A 15,091-nucleotide genomic window follows, 5' to 3' on the forward strand; every position below is an offset into this window, starting at 1 on the left:
AAGTAATTAATGATGTTGCTTTTTATTAATAGAATCGAGATAAATCCCCACGACGGATGGATGATTTTTGCATGCGCTGCGCTTGAAGCATTTCCTCACGCATGATGCGACGTAATTCTGAGTCACTTAAATTAGGTTCATCTGTTGAAACAGGTTCATTCTTTTTAGCGAACAGCTTTTTAATTTTTGCCATGTTCATACCCTGTTCCAAGTAATCTTTTATTTCTAGCAATGCATCGACGTCATTTAATGAAAACATTCGACGGTTGCCTTCTGTTCGGTGCGGCTCAATTAAATGGTGTTCTTCATAATAACGAATCTGACGTGCCGACAGCTCGGTCAATTGCATTACGATATTCATTGATAATAACGGCATAGTTCGTCTAATTTCACGACTCATTTAAGTCCCCTCCAATACCTGCTAATAATATAACGAAAAATTTACACTGTCAACCGCTCGTGTAAGGTTTCCTAACATGAGTTAAAAATTTTTTTCGAAATTGTAAAAAACTAAAAATATTATCCTAACGTGGAGATTGATTTCCGTTCCGACTTGACGCTTTTCCTGGAGCGTCCGATGTCCAATTCACTTAATTACATTTCTACGTTTTAACAAATGAAATCTTCAACTTTTCATCTATAAATAAAAAACTATTCAAAATAGAAATTTTGAATAGTTTTTTCTCTACCTATTTTTGGATTTTTTGAACAGCACTACAAATTGCAAATTTTACGTGCTCGTATGTTAACCCACCTTGAATAAATGCTGTAAATGGCGGACGAATAGGACCGTCTGCTGTAAGCTCAATACTAGAACCTTGAATGAATGTTCCAGCTGCCATGATGACATCATCCTCATAGCCAGGCATATAAGCGGGCTCTGGTGCATAATGCGCATTAATTGGTGAATTCGCTTGAATTTCACGGCAAAAAGCAATCATTTGTTCCGCAGTTTGGAAAGAAACCGATTGAATTAAATCTGTACGATTAGCATCATAGCTTGGTGATGTATTCATACCAATTTCTCCTAGCATAGCAGCCGTGAAAATCGCACCTTTTAAAGCTTGAGATACAACATGTGGTGCAAGGAAAAACCCTTGATAGAAATCACCAAGCGTATTTAATGTTGCTCCTGCTTCAGCACCAATACCTGGTGATGTCATACGATAAGCACATTTTTCTATTAAATCTGCACGGCCAGCAATGTAACCACCAATTTTCGCTAAGCCTCCGCCTGGATTTTTAATGAGTGAGCCTGCTATTAAATCAGCCCCAACCTCTGTCGGTTCCTGTGCCTCAACAAATTCACCGTAGCAATTATCAACGAAAATAACTGCATCCGGTGCTAATTCACGGATTTTTGCACACATGTCTGTAATTTGCGAAATGGTAAATGATGGGCGTGTTGCATAGCCCTTCGAACGTTGGATAGCAATCATTTTTGTGTTTGGTGTAATTGCAGCTGCAACACCTTCCCAATCGATCGCTCGATTATCGATTAAATCTACATGGCTATAACCGATTTTATAATCTTTTAACGAGCCAGTATCTTTATCGCCACCATCAACTATTGATTGCAATGTATCATAAGGCTGACCCGAAATATAAAGTAATTCATCACCCGGACGTAGTACTCCGAATAAGCTAAGTGTAATTGCATGTGTACCAGAAATAATTTGCGGACGTACAATGGCAGCTTCCGCTCCAAAGACCTCTGCATAAACTCGTTCTAGATTGTCACGCCCCTCATCATCATAGCCATAACCATTAGACGGGTGCAGATGATAGTCACTTACTTGATGCTTTCGGAACGCGGCAAGCACTTTTTGTTGATTGAAGAACGCCATGTCTTCTACCTTTGCATGAAAAGGGCGTACCTTTTCTTCTATTTTAGCAGCTAATGCTAGTGTTTCTTCTGATAAATTGGTTGTAAAAGTCATACTGTTCTTCTCCATTTCACATTTGTTCAAATCTTATCTTAACAATTTGTGAGCTTGCCTGCAAAGCTTGCTAATTGCATTAGGCACTAAGATCAGGACTCGGCATAATTGCGTGACATCCGATGGAGGCTTTCATTTCTTTTTAGCGATGTCTTTTGTGCCGAAAGCGTAGCGACAGGGACAGGTGTTTGGATACCTGAAGTAACTTAAATCCGCATTCATCTCACCACCTATAGTGCTAGGATATTTCTGCTGAAAAGAAGTTGAATTACGAACTTAAAGTTTTAATTCTGCTATAATAAAATATTTAGTATCTGATAATTCCTTTCTTTGCAAAAACTTGTAGATACAGTAACTAATCTACAACAACATAAAATGATTTATTCACATAAGGGGTGAAAGGGTTGACTTGGGAGGTTTTTAGTATCATCGGAACAATTGCCTTCGCAATTTCCGGGGCAATAATTGCAATGGAGGAAGAATACGATTTATTCGGTGTATATATACTCGGTATCGTAACTGCTTTTGGTGGTGGAGCTATACGAAACTTACTTATAGGTTTACCTGTAACAACACTGTGGGGGCAGGATAGAATGTTCCAAATTGCCATTGCAGCTATTACGCTCTTTTTCTTATTTCCACATCGACTCATTCAGCATTGGCATCGTTGGGGCAATGTCACTGATGCTATTGGATTATCAGCATTTGCGATTCAAGGTGCCCTTTATGCTGTGAAGCTCGACATGCCTATTAGTGCCGTTATTGTTGCTGCTGTCTTAACAGGGTCAGGTGGTGGAATTATTCGTGATTTATTAGCTAGACGACAACCATTAGTCCTCCGCGATGAAATCTATGGTGTTTGGGCAGCATTAGCCGGGCTTATCATAGGACTTCAACTATTTTCAGGGGATATCTTTTTATATGTATTATTTGGTGTGATTACAGTACTTAGAATACTTTCATATATGAAGAAATGGCGTTTACCGTTACGGAAGTTGAATCGAGCATAGTTATACTGTTGCATATTAAAAAGCCCAAATCTGATATTGGGCTTTTTTGAAATTTTAAATTCAATTTTTCTTAGCGGTTCTTTCCGTCGCCTTGGCGGTTCAATCCATCACTTTGACGGTTCTATCCAATGACTTCGGCTGTTCTATCCACGATTTTGACGGTTCTATCCATGACTTCGTTTATCACACACCGTGATCCACATAATAAAGTTACTTTTTCAACAGCAACATTGCTTCTTCTAAAGTAGCCATATTTTTCATCATAGAGCACGCTGCGTCCAAAATAGGAAAAGCTAAAGCTGCACCAGAGCCCTCCCCCAATCGCATATTCATCTGCAACATCGGTTCAACTCCGAGCATTTCAGCGGCAATTTTTGCACCTGGTTCTTCAGAGGCATGCGAAGGAATGATATAGTCTTTTACGTTAGGTTCAAGTTCGTAAGCGATAAGGGCAGCGATGGTAGAAATAAAACCATCAATAACAACAGGTTTACGATGGGCAGCGGCAGCAAGTATCACCCCAGTCATAGCGCCTATTTCTAATCCACCAACTTTTCCAAGAATATCTATAGCATCATCACGATTTGGTTTATTTAATGCAATAGCATCATAAATGACTTGTACTTTATGCGCTATCCCGCCTGGTCCAACACCTGCACCGAAGCCTGTCACTTCATTCGGATGACATTCACGAAGAACCGATAATATGGCAGCACTCGGTGTTGTATTACCAATACCCATTTCACCTGTCCCGAGTACATTTATCCCATTTTTTATTTCTTCCGTAGCTACTTCAATTCCTACTTCAATAGATTGAATGGCTTCTTCCCTTGACATAGCAGGACCCTTTGCCATATTGTCCGTGCCATATTTAATTTTTTTTACGATAACACCAGCATCATGTGGAATATCTTCTTTTACGCCAACGTCAACTGTGACAATTTTAGCATCTGTGATTTTTGCGATGGCACAGACACCAGTTCCTCCTCTAGGAAAATTTAATGTTTGAAAGACTGTCACATTTTGTGGATTAGATGTCACCCCTTCATCACAAACACCATGATCTGCGGCACAGACAATAATTGCTTTATTATCAATCGCAGGAAATAGTTCGCCTGTAATTCCGGATAGTTGCACAGCAAGGGCTTCCAGTTTCCCCAAGCTTCTAGGAGGCTTGCAAAGTGCATCTATGCGTTCTATTGCCTTCTCCATCATTATGTAGTCAGCACTTTGAATGTTTTGAATCGTCTGTTGTAATAATTGCATGAAAATTTCCCCTTTCTTTTTTGCCCTTGTAACTTGAAGAATGATTTATAGAAAAAATAAAAAGCCTGTAGTTTATTCCATAACAAATAAACTACAGACTTTTCCATCGTCTATATAACCAAAGCAGATAGGCAGGTCTCCTGGCTCAATTTCAACATTTCATAGAACCTTCCCAGAACGATGCTAGTGGCATTCTCTATGAAACTCTCTTTTACAGTGGTGGGACCGCTAAAGCTTTTCACTTTATTCCCTATTCTCCCGCAATGGGCACCTAATGCTTTTATGCAACTACTTTAAATCTACGTCAAAGTGGTTTTTGTGTCAATATATTAGTGAAATTGTATATTTCTTGCCAACTTTTCTGAGTCCGACTATCCAAGTAACTCAACAATCAACCGAGACAAGAAAGCATTTTTGTAAGGTTCTATTTAAAACTTATCTTTCATTTTAAGCAATACATCAGGCTCTACACCTTTCAATTTGATATGGCTATTTTCAACTCTTTATGCTCCGTATCCGAAAAGCTCCCTACTGCCAAAAAGGCATTAAGAAGCTTCCTGTCCATCTATTGTTGTGATATCGTCTTTGTTTTATCTAATTCACTCAGAAATGTTGCGCCGAGTAAAAGGATAGCACCTAGTATTTGTAGGGTCGCCATTTTTTCTCCTATAATCATCGTCGAAATCACTAATGATGTTAGTGGATCAATATAGCTTAATATAGCTATACTTTGCCCTACTAAATGACGCATTCCAAAAAAGAACAGATAGAAGCCGATCCCAGCATGGACAATGCCCAATGCTATAAGTAAACTAATTGATTTTATATCGATTTGCATTACTTGGAACCCATTAGTCCCAAAGAGGTAAAGAGCAAGGAATAACGCTGCTAAAGCAAGTTGAATAATCGTATTATCAGGCTCTTTTAATCCACGAATATACTTATTGGTGAATGTTACTACTGCATAGAAGCAAGCTGCAATAAGGCCATAGACAATACCAATATAACGTTCGCTTGTTTCGGTAGTTTGGCTTTGAACGATAAAATACAGTCCTACTAATGCAACACAAACATAAAAAATTTTTTTCAATATTATTTTTTCTTTCAAAACTATAGGTGACAAACAAATCACTAGTACTGGAGCAAAATAGTAGCTTAGAGCTGCATTGGCGATGGTTGTTTCCTTGTACGCCTGGAAAAGGAAAATCCAATTACCACATAAGGCAAAGCTCGAAAGTACCAACGGCCATTTATTTTGTAAAATAGTTGTTTTCGTAAATCTTTCTTTTTTAGAAAGGAACACCAAAAGTAAAAAAACAGAGCCAATGAAACTCATCCAAAAGGCAATTTCACTTGAAGGCAACTTAATATATTTTGCAAAAACACCGACAGCTCCAAAAATAATCATTGATAACATAAAAGATAGTTTTCCGCTCATTTCTAATTCCTACTTTCTACATGTATATAGTCTTCGATATACAGTAGAATCTATTGAGAATTAGCAAGCTTTTATTGAATGCCTAAACAGCAGATTCTACTGTAAAGACATTGTTGGGGGTGCTATTGTTCGATACATACGAATCCCTCCTTGCATATTACATTAATAACACATTTTACCAAACGATAACGAACTGCTTCAATCTTATATCAACTCGAATGTATAAGAAAAACCCTCGCCTAAATTAAATAGACTAAACTAATAAAAGGATATTATGTTCCAGTGAAGCGAATGTATCAAAAGCAACACTCTATAACAACAAGGACTTCCGTACCAGGATTGAAACATTACGAGAACAGCAATCACAAGTACCTACATCCTAACCAAGTAAAACGAGAAATGAACGAAAGCAATAAGGATGCCCTTATTGCCTCTCTAAAAAGGAAGAACAAAAAATTGGAGGAAGAAAACAAGCGGCTTAGAGAACAGCTGAAAGTAGCTTATGCAGATGTTTACAATGCGGATTCTAGTATTAATGGTGATCTTGAACTAGGCTTAAGTTTATGCCATGAATTGGTTACCTAATACTTTCTTGGAAAGGACCCCACATTTAAGTTCTCATTACCAGATTCACAACATTCCTTAGATTATCAGATGGTTCTATATAACTTCACTTATTCTGATCAAAAGGTTTGGTTCTATGAATGAAACAGCAAAAATCCAGCTTTATCTCAACATCTTTTATTTTTAAAAAAATTAAAAAAACTATTACTTTTGAAGGAGAAATAAACCTTTTTGTCGAAATCTATTATATGATAATTTTCTCCAAAAAAATAACTGTTTTTATAGTTTCTGGGTTATTCTTTAGTTTTCTAACTTTTTTACATTTTACTTGGATGAATTTTACTAACATTGCAACAGGAGTTGAAGCTATACAAGGAACGGTTGATTTAAGAAGTATTGATACAAGCCATAATTTCATAGTTAAGCTACAGAGGGAGTGGGAATTCTATCCTAACGTCCTTCTCGCTTCAGAAAATGCCCAATCAGTTGATCAAAATAAGGTTTATACGAATCAACCAGAATCTTGGGATCAATATTTTAAAAATAATGAGAAAGTTCATTATGGTTCATATCGTTTAAAAATTTTAAAAGAACATTCTTCACCACAGATGTATGGCATTACGATCCCTGAAGGTTTAGCACCCTATGAGCTTTATATAAACGGTCAATCCATTGGAGGACTAGGAAATCTTACAACGAGTCTTACTCAAACTGCCCCTATCGGCAGACCTATAACTTATTATTTTACGCTTAATACTATTGAAAGCGAAATTATCATACAAGGTGTTCAAACAAATCCTTATGTACAAGGTGGGTTTCAACGAGAAATTATTCTTGGTGATCTACACTCAATGGAACAATCAAAGTCTTTTTCCATTGAAACTCAAATGGCCGTTTGCCTAGTCTTTCTAATTTACGTACTATTTGCAATTTTACTTTGGGGTATGGGCATTCGAAATAAAACTTTATTTTATTTTGCCATGATTACTATTTCAGCTTGTTTAACGATACTCACTTCAAGCAATAGAATATTATTTAGTTATTTACCAATAAATTGGATTTGGGCAAACAAACTAACCTATTTCTCTTACATACATAATGCGTTATTTTTTGTTTTATTACTACGTGAATTGATGAAGGAATACTCTAAGCCTAAAATATTAACTATTGTCCCATGGGTATGTGCTTTTTATTTATTATTTATTGTAGTAGCTCCCATTGAATATATTTTTAAAACCAAAATGATATTTATAATACTTTTTATCGTCTCTCCTATTATTATAACTATTTTCACATTGATTATAGCTTTAAAAGGTCAAAAAGGCGTGATATTTTTATTATTAACAGGAACAGCCATGGCAACCAATTCATTATTTTTACCTTTAAGACAGAATACAGCGTTACCTTATAGTCATTATCCTTTTGATATATTAATTGGAATAACTGCATTATCTGGATTTTGGTTTACAAGTTATTTTCAAACAACCTTACAAACAGAAAAGCTTTCTGCGAAATTAAAAAAAGAAATAACTACAAAAGATTATTTCCTGGCAAATACCTCTCATGAACTGCGCAACCCTTTGCATGGCATGATGAGTATTGCCCAAACGATGTTAGCTAAGCAGGTAGATAAAGACGATCAAAATGATTTAAAACTAATGGTAAGAATCGGAAACCATATGACCCACTTGTTAGATGATTTATTGGATTTAGTAAAATTAAAAGAAAAAACTCTTCAGCTACAACCAAAACCTTTGAATGCTTATAAACTCGCAAGTGGGGTCAGCAATATGTTTCGTTTTATGCTGAAAGGAAAGCCAATTGAACTTATCGTCCGTATACCCAGTAATTCGCCATTTGTTTTTGCCGACGAGACACGACTAATTCAAATTTTTGCGAACTTAATTCATAATGCCATTAAATTCACTGAACATGGTTCCATTACGATTGATGCCCAAGTAGTTGGGAAACAACTATATATCTCCGTTACAGATACGGGGATTGGCATTGATAAAAATATGCAAGAAAGCGTATTTGAGCCATATGAACAAGTGGATTCTACAATGACTTCCATAGGTGGTGGCCTTGGATTAGGCTTAAGCATTTGCCAAGAGCTTGTTTCCTTACACGGGGGAACAATGTCGGTATCGTCTACTATTGGTAGAGGCTCAATCTTTACTTTCTCATTACCAATAGCGAAGTCGCAGAATGTGGAAGACAGTGAATTAAATGTTGAGAAGGATCCTGCATCCTTCAAATATTCATTATTAAATGATCTTTCGAGAGAATACAATATTGCTGCTACTACAGAAACAAACTCTTTAGTAACTAGCCATGCAAGAATTCTCATTGTTGACGATGACGCTGTAAACTTACAAGTACTTGTCAATGCATTTTCAACTGATTCCTTTGAAATAGAAACGGCTTTAAGTGGGACAGAGGCTCTCGATATGCTTCAAAACAATAACTATGATTTAGTTATTTCTGATATTATGATGCCGCATATGTCTGGCTATGACTTGGCCAAGCATATTCGTGAAAAATTCTCTATTTCAGAGCTACCTTTATTGTTCTTAACAGCTCGACAACAAAGTGAAGATATTCGACTAGCATTTTTAAGTGGTGCCAATGATTATGTAAAAAAACCAATGGAATATATGGAGCTTAAATCACGTGTTCAAGCTCTTATTCAAGTTAAGCAATCTAGCGAGGAACGTCTGCGCATTGAGGCTGCATGGCTTCAGGCACAAATTCAGCCACACTTTTTCTTCAATACTATTAACTCTATTATTTCTTTACATGGTATAGACGAAGAGAAAATGGAAGAATTACTACTTGCCTTTAGTGACTATCTACAAACAAGCTTCGATTTCCAAAATGTCGATTTAGTCGTGCCCATTGACTATGAATTAAAGCTCGTTCGTGCCTATCTTGCCATTGAACAAATACGCTTTGGTGACAGGGTACATGTAGTATGGGATTTGCCAAATGAAATGGAGCTTTTTGTTCCTCCGCTTTCCATACAAACCCTTGTCGAAAATGCTATTCAGCATGGCATTTTACCGCTACGGGAGGGTGGTACTGTGACCATTTCTATTCAAGAGGTAAAAGACCATTTTACAATAGGCATTTCAGATAATGGTGTTGGATTTGAGCCAAAGACTTCTCACAAGAAAACGAGCGTAGGGCTCATAAATACGGAACAACGCCTGAAGCTATTATTTGGCGTGGAATTAATTGTAGACAGTGTCATTGGTCAAGGCACAACCATCTCATTCTCCATTCCCAAAAATTAATGAGGTATTATGTCGATCTATCCGTCAGTTCGATGACTTTATCTGTCACTTTCGTAATCCTATCCGCTATATATATCAAAAAAGACTAGGCTCACAAGGAAGCCTAGTCGCCTTATTACGGTGCATACTTGTAATCTGTGTTTTTCTTAACGTATAAGGGGCAACATTTATCCACTTTTTTATGTTCTGACGGTATGTATTAGAGTTAATTTGGATAGAGCTGTAATTTCCCCACTTATCAACCTTTCCAACAAAATAATCATCGGAAATCAATTTAAAGCTAGATATATAACGTTGAACTGCAAATAATGCTTCCATTGTTAACGGCTTCCTATGTAAAGTTTTTTGCTTAATTAACTTTACAGCGACTTCTCTTCTGGGAAAATCAAAATCCTTAACAAGAAGGCGGACCATTTCAGAAGGTCTATTTGCAGTTATAAGATTGACTAAACATATTGCATAAATACGGATGTCTTCAGGTTTATCCGTATTAAACTTTTCAATCAGTGATAAAGCTTCTTCTTTCTGCATTGCAAAAGTGACCGGGTTGATTCCCTTTTTCTCCAAATATGGCTCAAAATTATACAGATCGCGCAAAGCCTGTATGAATCATTTAATGCGTCTGGTTCATTATATCCATTGATTTCACTTAAATAGAAGCGGAGTGCAGCAACTTTTCGATTTAGGGTATTTAATCGGATCCCTTTAACTTCAACTTCAACTTCAACTTCAACTTCATGTAATAAGTATTTATCTGCCCCAAAGAAGTCAATTGCAAAGTGATTAATTGAACACCATTTTTTAAATAAGATGAATTCCCCTTCATTTTCCTTCCCCCTTCTTCTCGAGCAATGTGATGGATACTTTCTTGTCCATTTATATAACGTTATACGATTCTTTTTTTCATCTGATGTAAATTCGCTTATAAAAACACCCCGTAAAAGTTAGATTTTATGTCTAACTTTTACGGGGCAGTTCATCACGGAGTGGTCTTTTGGTTCTCTTTTTTAATTCAAAAACTAACTTATTTTTAAAACAACGAACTTTTCAGATGGTAAATCGTCTAATTATTGGTAATACCTATTTTTTAAATAAAAGGAGAACTACATATGAAAAAACCGATTAAAAAAACTTGGATGGTTGCCTCTGCACTTACAATAGGAATGGCTGTTCTGACACCACTTCAAGCAGGAGCTGTATCAGTAGAAACAACAGATAATAGCAGTATTACCGTTCAACTTGAACAAAAAATTACAGGAACTATTAAAGACATCTACAGCGAGAGCGATGGAATGATCCTTAAGGGAAGAGATGGTAAAAATTACTTCATCAGTTTATCTAAATTTTCAGATGAGCAATTAGAAAAAATAAATTTAGTAGAAGGACAAGAAATTTCTATAGAAGGTAGCTTAGTAGAGAATTATTCAGACTTTTACACGTTTGACGTATTTAAAAGAGGCTTACCTAAAGAGGTAACACAAGAAGATTTAACAAAATTAGAAAAAATGTTTAATGAAATCAAAAAGCTAAAAAAAGAGATGTCAGCTGAAATAGAAAAAGAAGCGATTGAAGAAGAGATTGAAAAGAAATATGAAGAAATAGAAAAAATTCACGAAGAAATGTATAAAATTACAAAGCCATATTATTTAGCTGCTTGGCAACCAAAATCTTTCGAAGAATTTATACAGGATTACGGATTTAATGAGAAAAATATCGTTATTAAAGAAAACGATACTACACAGCTTAAAGCTATTTATACCGAATGGGTAAAGCTTGAAAAAAGTGGTGATGAAGAAAAAGCTAACAAAAAATTTGAAGAGTTTGATAAAATCCTTGAACCATATTTAGATGCGCTATATGTACCAGAAACATTTGAAGAATTTATGGATAGCTATAAGGAAGTCACGGAATTTTTAGATATCCCAGCTGAAACTTTAGCCAAACTAAAAACTCTTCATGGGGATTTACAAAAAGCATCAAAAGATGAAAATGATGAGTTATATGATAAGTTACACGAAGAATTCTATGGACTCCTTAATCAGTTCGAAAAGCCTCAAACATTTGAAGAATACATGGCTAACTTTGAATTCAAAGTTAGTGAAGCAGATAGCAAGAAATTAAAACAACTTTATGAAGAATACCAAGCACTTGATAAAAAAGGAGAACAAGAAAAAAGCGAAGAAACATGGGAAGCTTTTTACAATACTTTAGACCCATATTTTGAAGCAAATAAAGAAATTCTTATTTCAGCTTCTAAAGTAACGATAAACGGCCAAGACCATCTTCCACAACATTAATCAGTATAAATTCGGGGTTATCCAAACAGTCATTAAACAATGATTTAGGGATTAACCCCTTTCTTATTTCCTTATAGATCAGTACAGCACGCTTAATTTGCTCTTTGGCCTCTATATGATGATAATTAGTCCCTTTCCTATTCAAACAGCATAACTATATTTCCTACAAATACGGTAAGTTTCATTCCCCTTATTTCGGATTTTTTCCAAGTACATCATATAACTTTTCACTTCCCGTTTTAATTCTTCTAATGTTTCGCACGCTTTCAGCTTAGTTTCATCTTTAAAATGACCGAAGAACCATTCTTGAGCGGCATTATCCCAACAGTTTCCTCGGTGTGACATAGATTGCTCTAGTCCCATTTTTTCACAAGTTTCTGGAATTGTGGATTCGTATAATGGAATCTTTGATCTGAATGAATGCATCTTTCGTTAAATGGTGGTGGTTTCGCTTCAACTTACGAAGAGTATTGAGTGTGATATCCATACTTAATGAAGCAGATACTTCATACGCTAAAATTTCGTTTGTCTCAGCGTCCTTAATCGTTGATAAATAAGCACGTTTGTGTTTCCGTACACCAAATACGTGATATCTAGTAATACTTTTCCTGCTACACCTTGTTTAAAACAATTCATTTGAACATGTACGATGTTCTTTTGTCGCTTTGGCCATTCTACGTGCCGGATTCGCTTTTCGAATTGGGCATACAATCTCGAATTTCTTCATAAAACGGCGAATACGTTTTAAGTTATACGTAATCCCATATTGGTTTTCTAACGTCTTTTTAATTTGACGTGCACCTTTCCTACGTTCTCAGGAATGATATGCTTTTAAAATGATTTCTTTGAGGGTTTCATCGGCTAACTCATGGGTTGCACGCTTTTGTGCTGATTTTTCGTTGAAAGTGGTCAAAAAAGAATGGAAGATTACAGATATAGACTAGAAATCCCCATTATTAAATAACGCGTCTAGTATTTCTTTACCAAAAAACGCAAAAGACAATAGAAACACTACAATTAAAATGGCTAAACTACCGAATATAATCGAGAACACTATCCCCTTTTTATTATCACTCAATAAAACCCCTCCTAAACTAGCACTATTAATTTAATAATACTTCAAATCCCATCCATATGGATAAATATTTCCATTTACCTTAGGCTAAAAATGATTGAACAAATGGGTGTTCAATGTGTACTTCCGCTGGGAATCTGTCTGTTTACGAATCTCAATATTATGAGTTTCAATAATCCATAAATTGCTTGTCAAAACAATAAAAACAACAAACTTTGAGCAAATAGCCTTTAATTTTAAAACCTCAAACAAGCATAACCCCGTTCTAAGTAAGGACGGCCATACCCACATTTCATACTACTTTCATTTGTATACTTCACTTTAAGCAAATACTTTGTAATCGACATTAAACTCTTAAGTCTATATACACCAAATTCCTTGAACAGCTCCTAATATACTAACGCTAGAGAAACATTAGACCTATTAAAGAAGCTTTACGCTACGTTTACTATTAAAAGTCTCTGAGAAAATAGTCTAATAACATACGGAGAGAGAAGCATATAAATCTCGCTTCTCTTTGTCAATTTTTACTATAAAAACACGTTTTTCTTATGCCACTTAAAATACTTCTTATTTTCTTCGTAACGATTCACCCGCATTTTAGGATAAATACCATACTTTACATAATCCAATTCATCAATTCGTTCAGAGATATGTATCTTGCCAGTACCATCAAATGCAATATAGCCTTTGTCATATAATGCATCGTGATTACAACATAGCAACAAACCATTAAAAGCATCTAACCTTTCTTCATTTGTGCTATCCTTCCACGGCTTTGAATGACTTGCTCTAAGTATTGCAGGTAAATCAATACCACATAATGCACATTGATGATTCCATAATGGAGCTAACGCCTCTTTATATTTTTGCTGACCTTTACGAATTTTCACTTTTGCTTCCGCGTCTGTCTCAACTAATATTGGTACAAGTTTATTGCTTTCTCTACTTACAACAGAGCCAATTGCAAACTCTAATTGCTCCTGATTTTCTTCATAGATATTCAAATCACTAATCAATTCTAATAACTTAATTGCGAGCGTTTCATTACATGGGTATAAATAACCTTGATTGCCATTTCCATCTTGCTGGAAAGGAGAATACTTTAAGGGTAGAAGCGGTAAAATCGCATCAAAATTTGCTTTTATATTTTGCGGTATGTCAACTCATGATATTCTAAATCTACTAAATAACCTGCATTTTCCCATTGTAAATAACTTTGCATCTCACCAGGTTTTGAAGCTTCATAATAATTAGACTGTGCGATACTAACAGCAACTAACTCTCCACGTACATAATGAAATACACAATCCCCTTTTAATACTTCTTTCATTCAATTCCATGAGTGCGATACTTTACCTGATTTATCCTTTTGCGGTGACCAAATAATACCTGCTTCTTTTTCTTCTAAATAGGTATGCCCTTGCATTACAATATAATAATTCATCTAATTAACCCTCTATCTTGATCTTTCCTATATTGGAGTATATATAAAGTAAACTTCCCTTTAATTATAACATCATCCTTATTCAACTATCCTGTCCGTTAGTGAAAAAGCGATTGCTCTAATTGAACAATCGCCCCCTTTAAGTGTTTAATATTGAAAAACACATTAGCTGTAAAATAACTCCACAGTCATCTTGCTAAAACCTCTTTTAGTTTAATAAGGAAATTTTAAGAACCAACTTCTTTAGTCCCAATCCATATAAAAACTCACCTTTAGCTTTTCTTGCCTACAATCTGGACAATCTAGAACATCACTTTGATTAATATCGATTAAAGGCTTTGACGGCATTTGAGTATTACATCGAGGACAAGTATGAATGTTCGTATAAGATTGGGTTCCTGACTTCATATGTAAATGTACTTTATTTAATAGGTAACAACAGTTCTGACAAACATATAGACCGTCGTAGCATTCAAAAGACGTTTCCTTGTTATTAATAAACTCTCTGATGTATTGCCGACCTTCTTCTTCCTCATACCATTCTAAAATCGAACTCAAGTTTATATACCTAAATCCAATTCCTAAAAAAACATTTTGATTGTAAGAACAATGTCCGCAGTTCAAATTACAAGCTTCTCCCATAAATCTCAAATACCTCTCTGGTCCAATTTAGATTGGAAAACAATACAGAGAAATTTTAACACAAATATCCAGATTTTAATGGTGTTATTCCATAAAATGCCGCGATTGTTGAAGAA

Annotated in this window: 9 protein-coding genes, 3 pseudogenes and 1 riboswitch; of the genes and pseudogenes, 4 read left to right on the plus strand and 8 right to left on the minus strand. The window is 35.5% G+C overall.

Annotated features, from left to right (window positions below; all coding sequences use genetic code 11):
• Positions 1-25 precede the first annotated feature (25 nt).
• Together C7Y47_RS02680 and C7Y47_RS02685 are read right to left on the minus strand one after the other, a co-directional pair.
• Positions 26-400 carry a MerR family transcriptional regulator gene (locus C7Y47_RS02680; RefSeq protein WP_142507363.1) on the minus strand — a complete coding sequence of 125 codons (375 nt, stop codon included), beginning with the start codon at positions 398-400 and terminating at the stop codon, positions 26-28.
• Positions 401-689: 289 nt separating this feature from the next.
• Positions 690-1,940, minus strand: a complete 1,251-nt coding sequence (locus C7Y47_RS02685; RefSeq protein WP_142507364.1) for an aminotransferase class I/II-fold pyridoxal phosphate-dependent enzyme — start codon at positions 1,938-1,940, stop codon at positions 690-692.
• A 404-nt stretch (positions 1,941-2,344) separates the two neighbouring features.
• On the opposite strand from C7Y47_RS02685, the gene C7Y47_RS02690 reads away from it, so the two are divergent.
• Entirely contained in the window at positions 2,345-2,950 is a 606-nt protein-coding gene (locus tag C7Y47_RS02690) for a trimeric intracellular cation channel family protein (RefSeq protein WP_142507365.1), read from the plus strand.
• A gap of 210 nt (positions 2,951-3,160) precedes the next feature.
• Here C7Y47_RS02690 and cobT read toward each other — a convergent pair whose 3' ends face one another.
• Positions 3,161-4,216 (minus strand): nicotinate-nucleotide--dimethylbenzimidazole phosphoribosyltransferase, encoded by a 1,056-nt coding sequence (gene cobT, locus C7Y47_RS02695; protein WP_142507366.1) that lies wholly within the window; start codon positions 4,214-4,216, stop codon positions 3,161-3,163.
• 113 nt (positions 4,217-4,329) lie between these two features.
• A riboswitch (cobalamin riboswitch) is annotated at positions 4,330-4,506 on the minus strand.
• Positions 4,507-4,781: 275 nt separating this feature from the next.
• Entirely contained in the window at positions 4,782-5,654 is an 873-nt protein-coding gene (locus C7Y47_RS02700) for a DMT family transporter (RefSeq protein WP_142507367.1), read from the minus strand.
• 278 nt (positions 5,655-5,932) lie between these two features.
• Between C7Y47_RS02700 and C7Y47_RS02705 the strand changes: the two are divergent.
• Positions 5,933-6,170, plus strand: a pseudogene (locus tag C7Y47_RS02705) (DUF6262 family protein); the annotation flags it as partial.
• 188 nt (positions 6,171-6,358) lie between these two features.
• A complete protein-coding gene (locus C7Y47_RS02710) occupies positions 6,359-9,514 on the plus strand; it encodes an ATP-binding protein (protein WP_142507368.1) in 3,156 nt (1,051 codons plus the stop codon).
• Between the two features lie 75 nt (positions 9,515-9,589).
• Here the strand turns inward: C7Y47_RS02710 and C7Y47_RS02715 are convergent, their stop codons facing one another.
• Complete coding sequence (locus tag C7Y47_RS02715; RefSeq protein ID WP_142507369.1) at positions 9,590-10,081, minus strand: tyrosine-type recombinase/integrase; 492 nt, start codon at positions 10,079-10,081, stop codon at positions 9,590-9,592.
• Between the two features lie 542 nt (positions 10,082-10,623).
• On the opposite strand from C7Y47_RS02715, the gene C7Y47_RS02720 reads away from it, so the two are divergent.
• Positions 10,624-11,811, plus strand: a complete 1,188-nt coding sequence (locus C7Y47_RS02720; RefSeq protein WP_142507370.1) for a hypothetical protein — start codon at positions 10,624-10,626, stop codon at positions 11,809-11,811.
• 141 nt (positions 11,812-11,952) lie between these two features.
• Here the strand turns inward: C7Y47_RS02720 and C7Y47_RS02725 are convergent.
• The 3 genes and pseudogenes from C7Y47_RS02725 to C7Y47_RS02730 all read right to left on the minus strand — a co-directional run.
• Positions 11,953-12,715 (minus strand): annotated as a pseudogene (locus tag C7Y47_RS02725) (IS3 family transposase); the annotation flags it as partial.
• A 36-nt stretch (positions 12,716-12,751) separates the two neighbouring features.
• Positions 12,752-12,889 carry a hypothetical protein gene (locus C7Y47_RS24810; protein WP_185903377.1) on the minus strand — a complete coding sequence of 46 codons (138 nt, stop codon included), beginning with the start codon at positions 12,887-12,889 and terminating at the stop codon, positions 12,752-12,754.
• Positions 12,890-13,416: 527 nt separating this feature from the next.
• A pseudogene (locus tag C7Y47_RS02730) lies at positions 13,417-14,333 on the minus strand (HNH endonuclease).
• Positions 14,334-15,091: the final 758 nt, after the last annotated feature.

Origin of the sequence: Lysinibacillus sphaericus (assembly GCF_006864135.1) — a bacterium.
GTDB lineage: Bacteria > Bacillota > Bacilli > Bacillales_A > Planococcaceae > Lysinibacillus.

What these genes read in the sequence shown, in the direction of transcription:
- C7Y47_RS02685 (WP_142507364.1), bottom strand. Translation starts at nt 1,940, where the DNA reads ATGACTTTTACAACCAATTTATCAGAAGAAACACTAGCATTAGCTGCT.
- C7Y47_RS02720 (WP_142507370.1), top strand. Translation starts at nt 10,624, where the DNA reads ATGAAAAAACCGATTAAAAAAACTTGGATGGTTGCCTCTGCACTTACA.
- C7Y47_RS02680 (WP_142507363.1), bottom strand. Translation starts at nt 400, where the DNA reads ATGAGTCGTGAAATTAGACGAACTATGCCGTTATTATCAATGAATATC.
- cobT (WP_142507366.1), bottom strand. Translation starts at nt 4,216, where the DNA reads ATGCAATTATTACAACAGACGATTCAAAACATTCAAAGTGCTGACTAC.
- C7Y47_RS02710 (WP_142507368.1), top strand. Translation starts at nt 6,359, where the DNA reads ATGAAACAGCAAAAATCCAGCTTTATCTCAACATCTTTTATTTTTAAA.
- C7Y47_RS02700 (WP_142507367.1), bottom strand. Translation starts at nt 5,654, where the DNA reads ATGAGCGGAAAACTATCTTTTATGTTATCAATGATTATTTTTGGAGCT.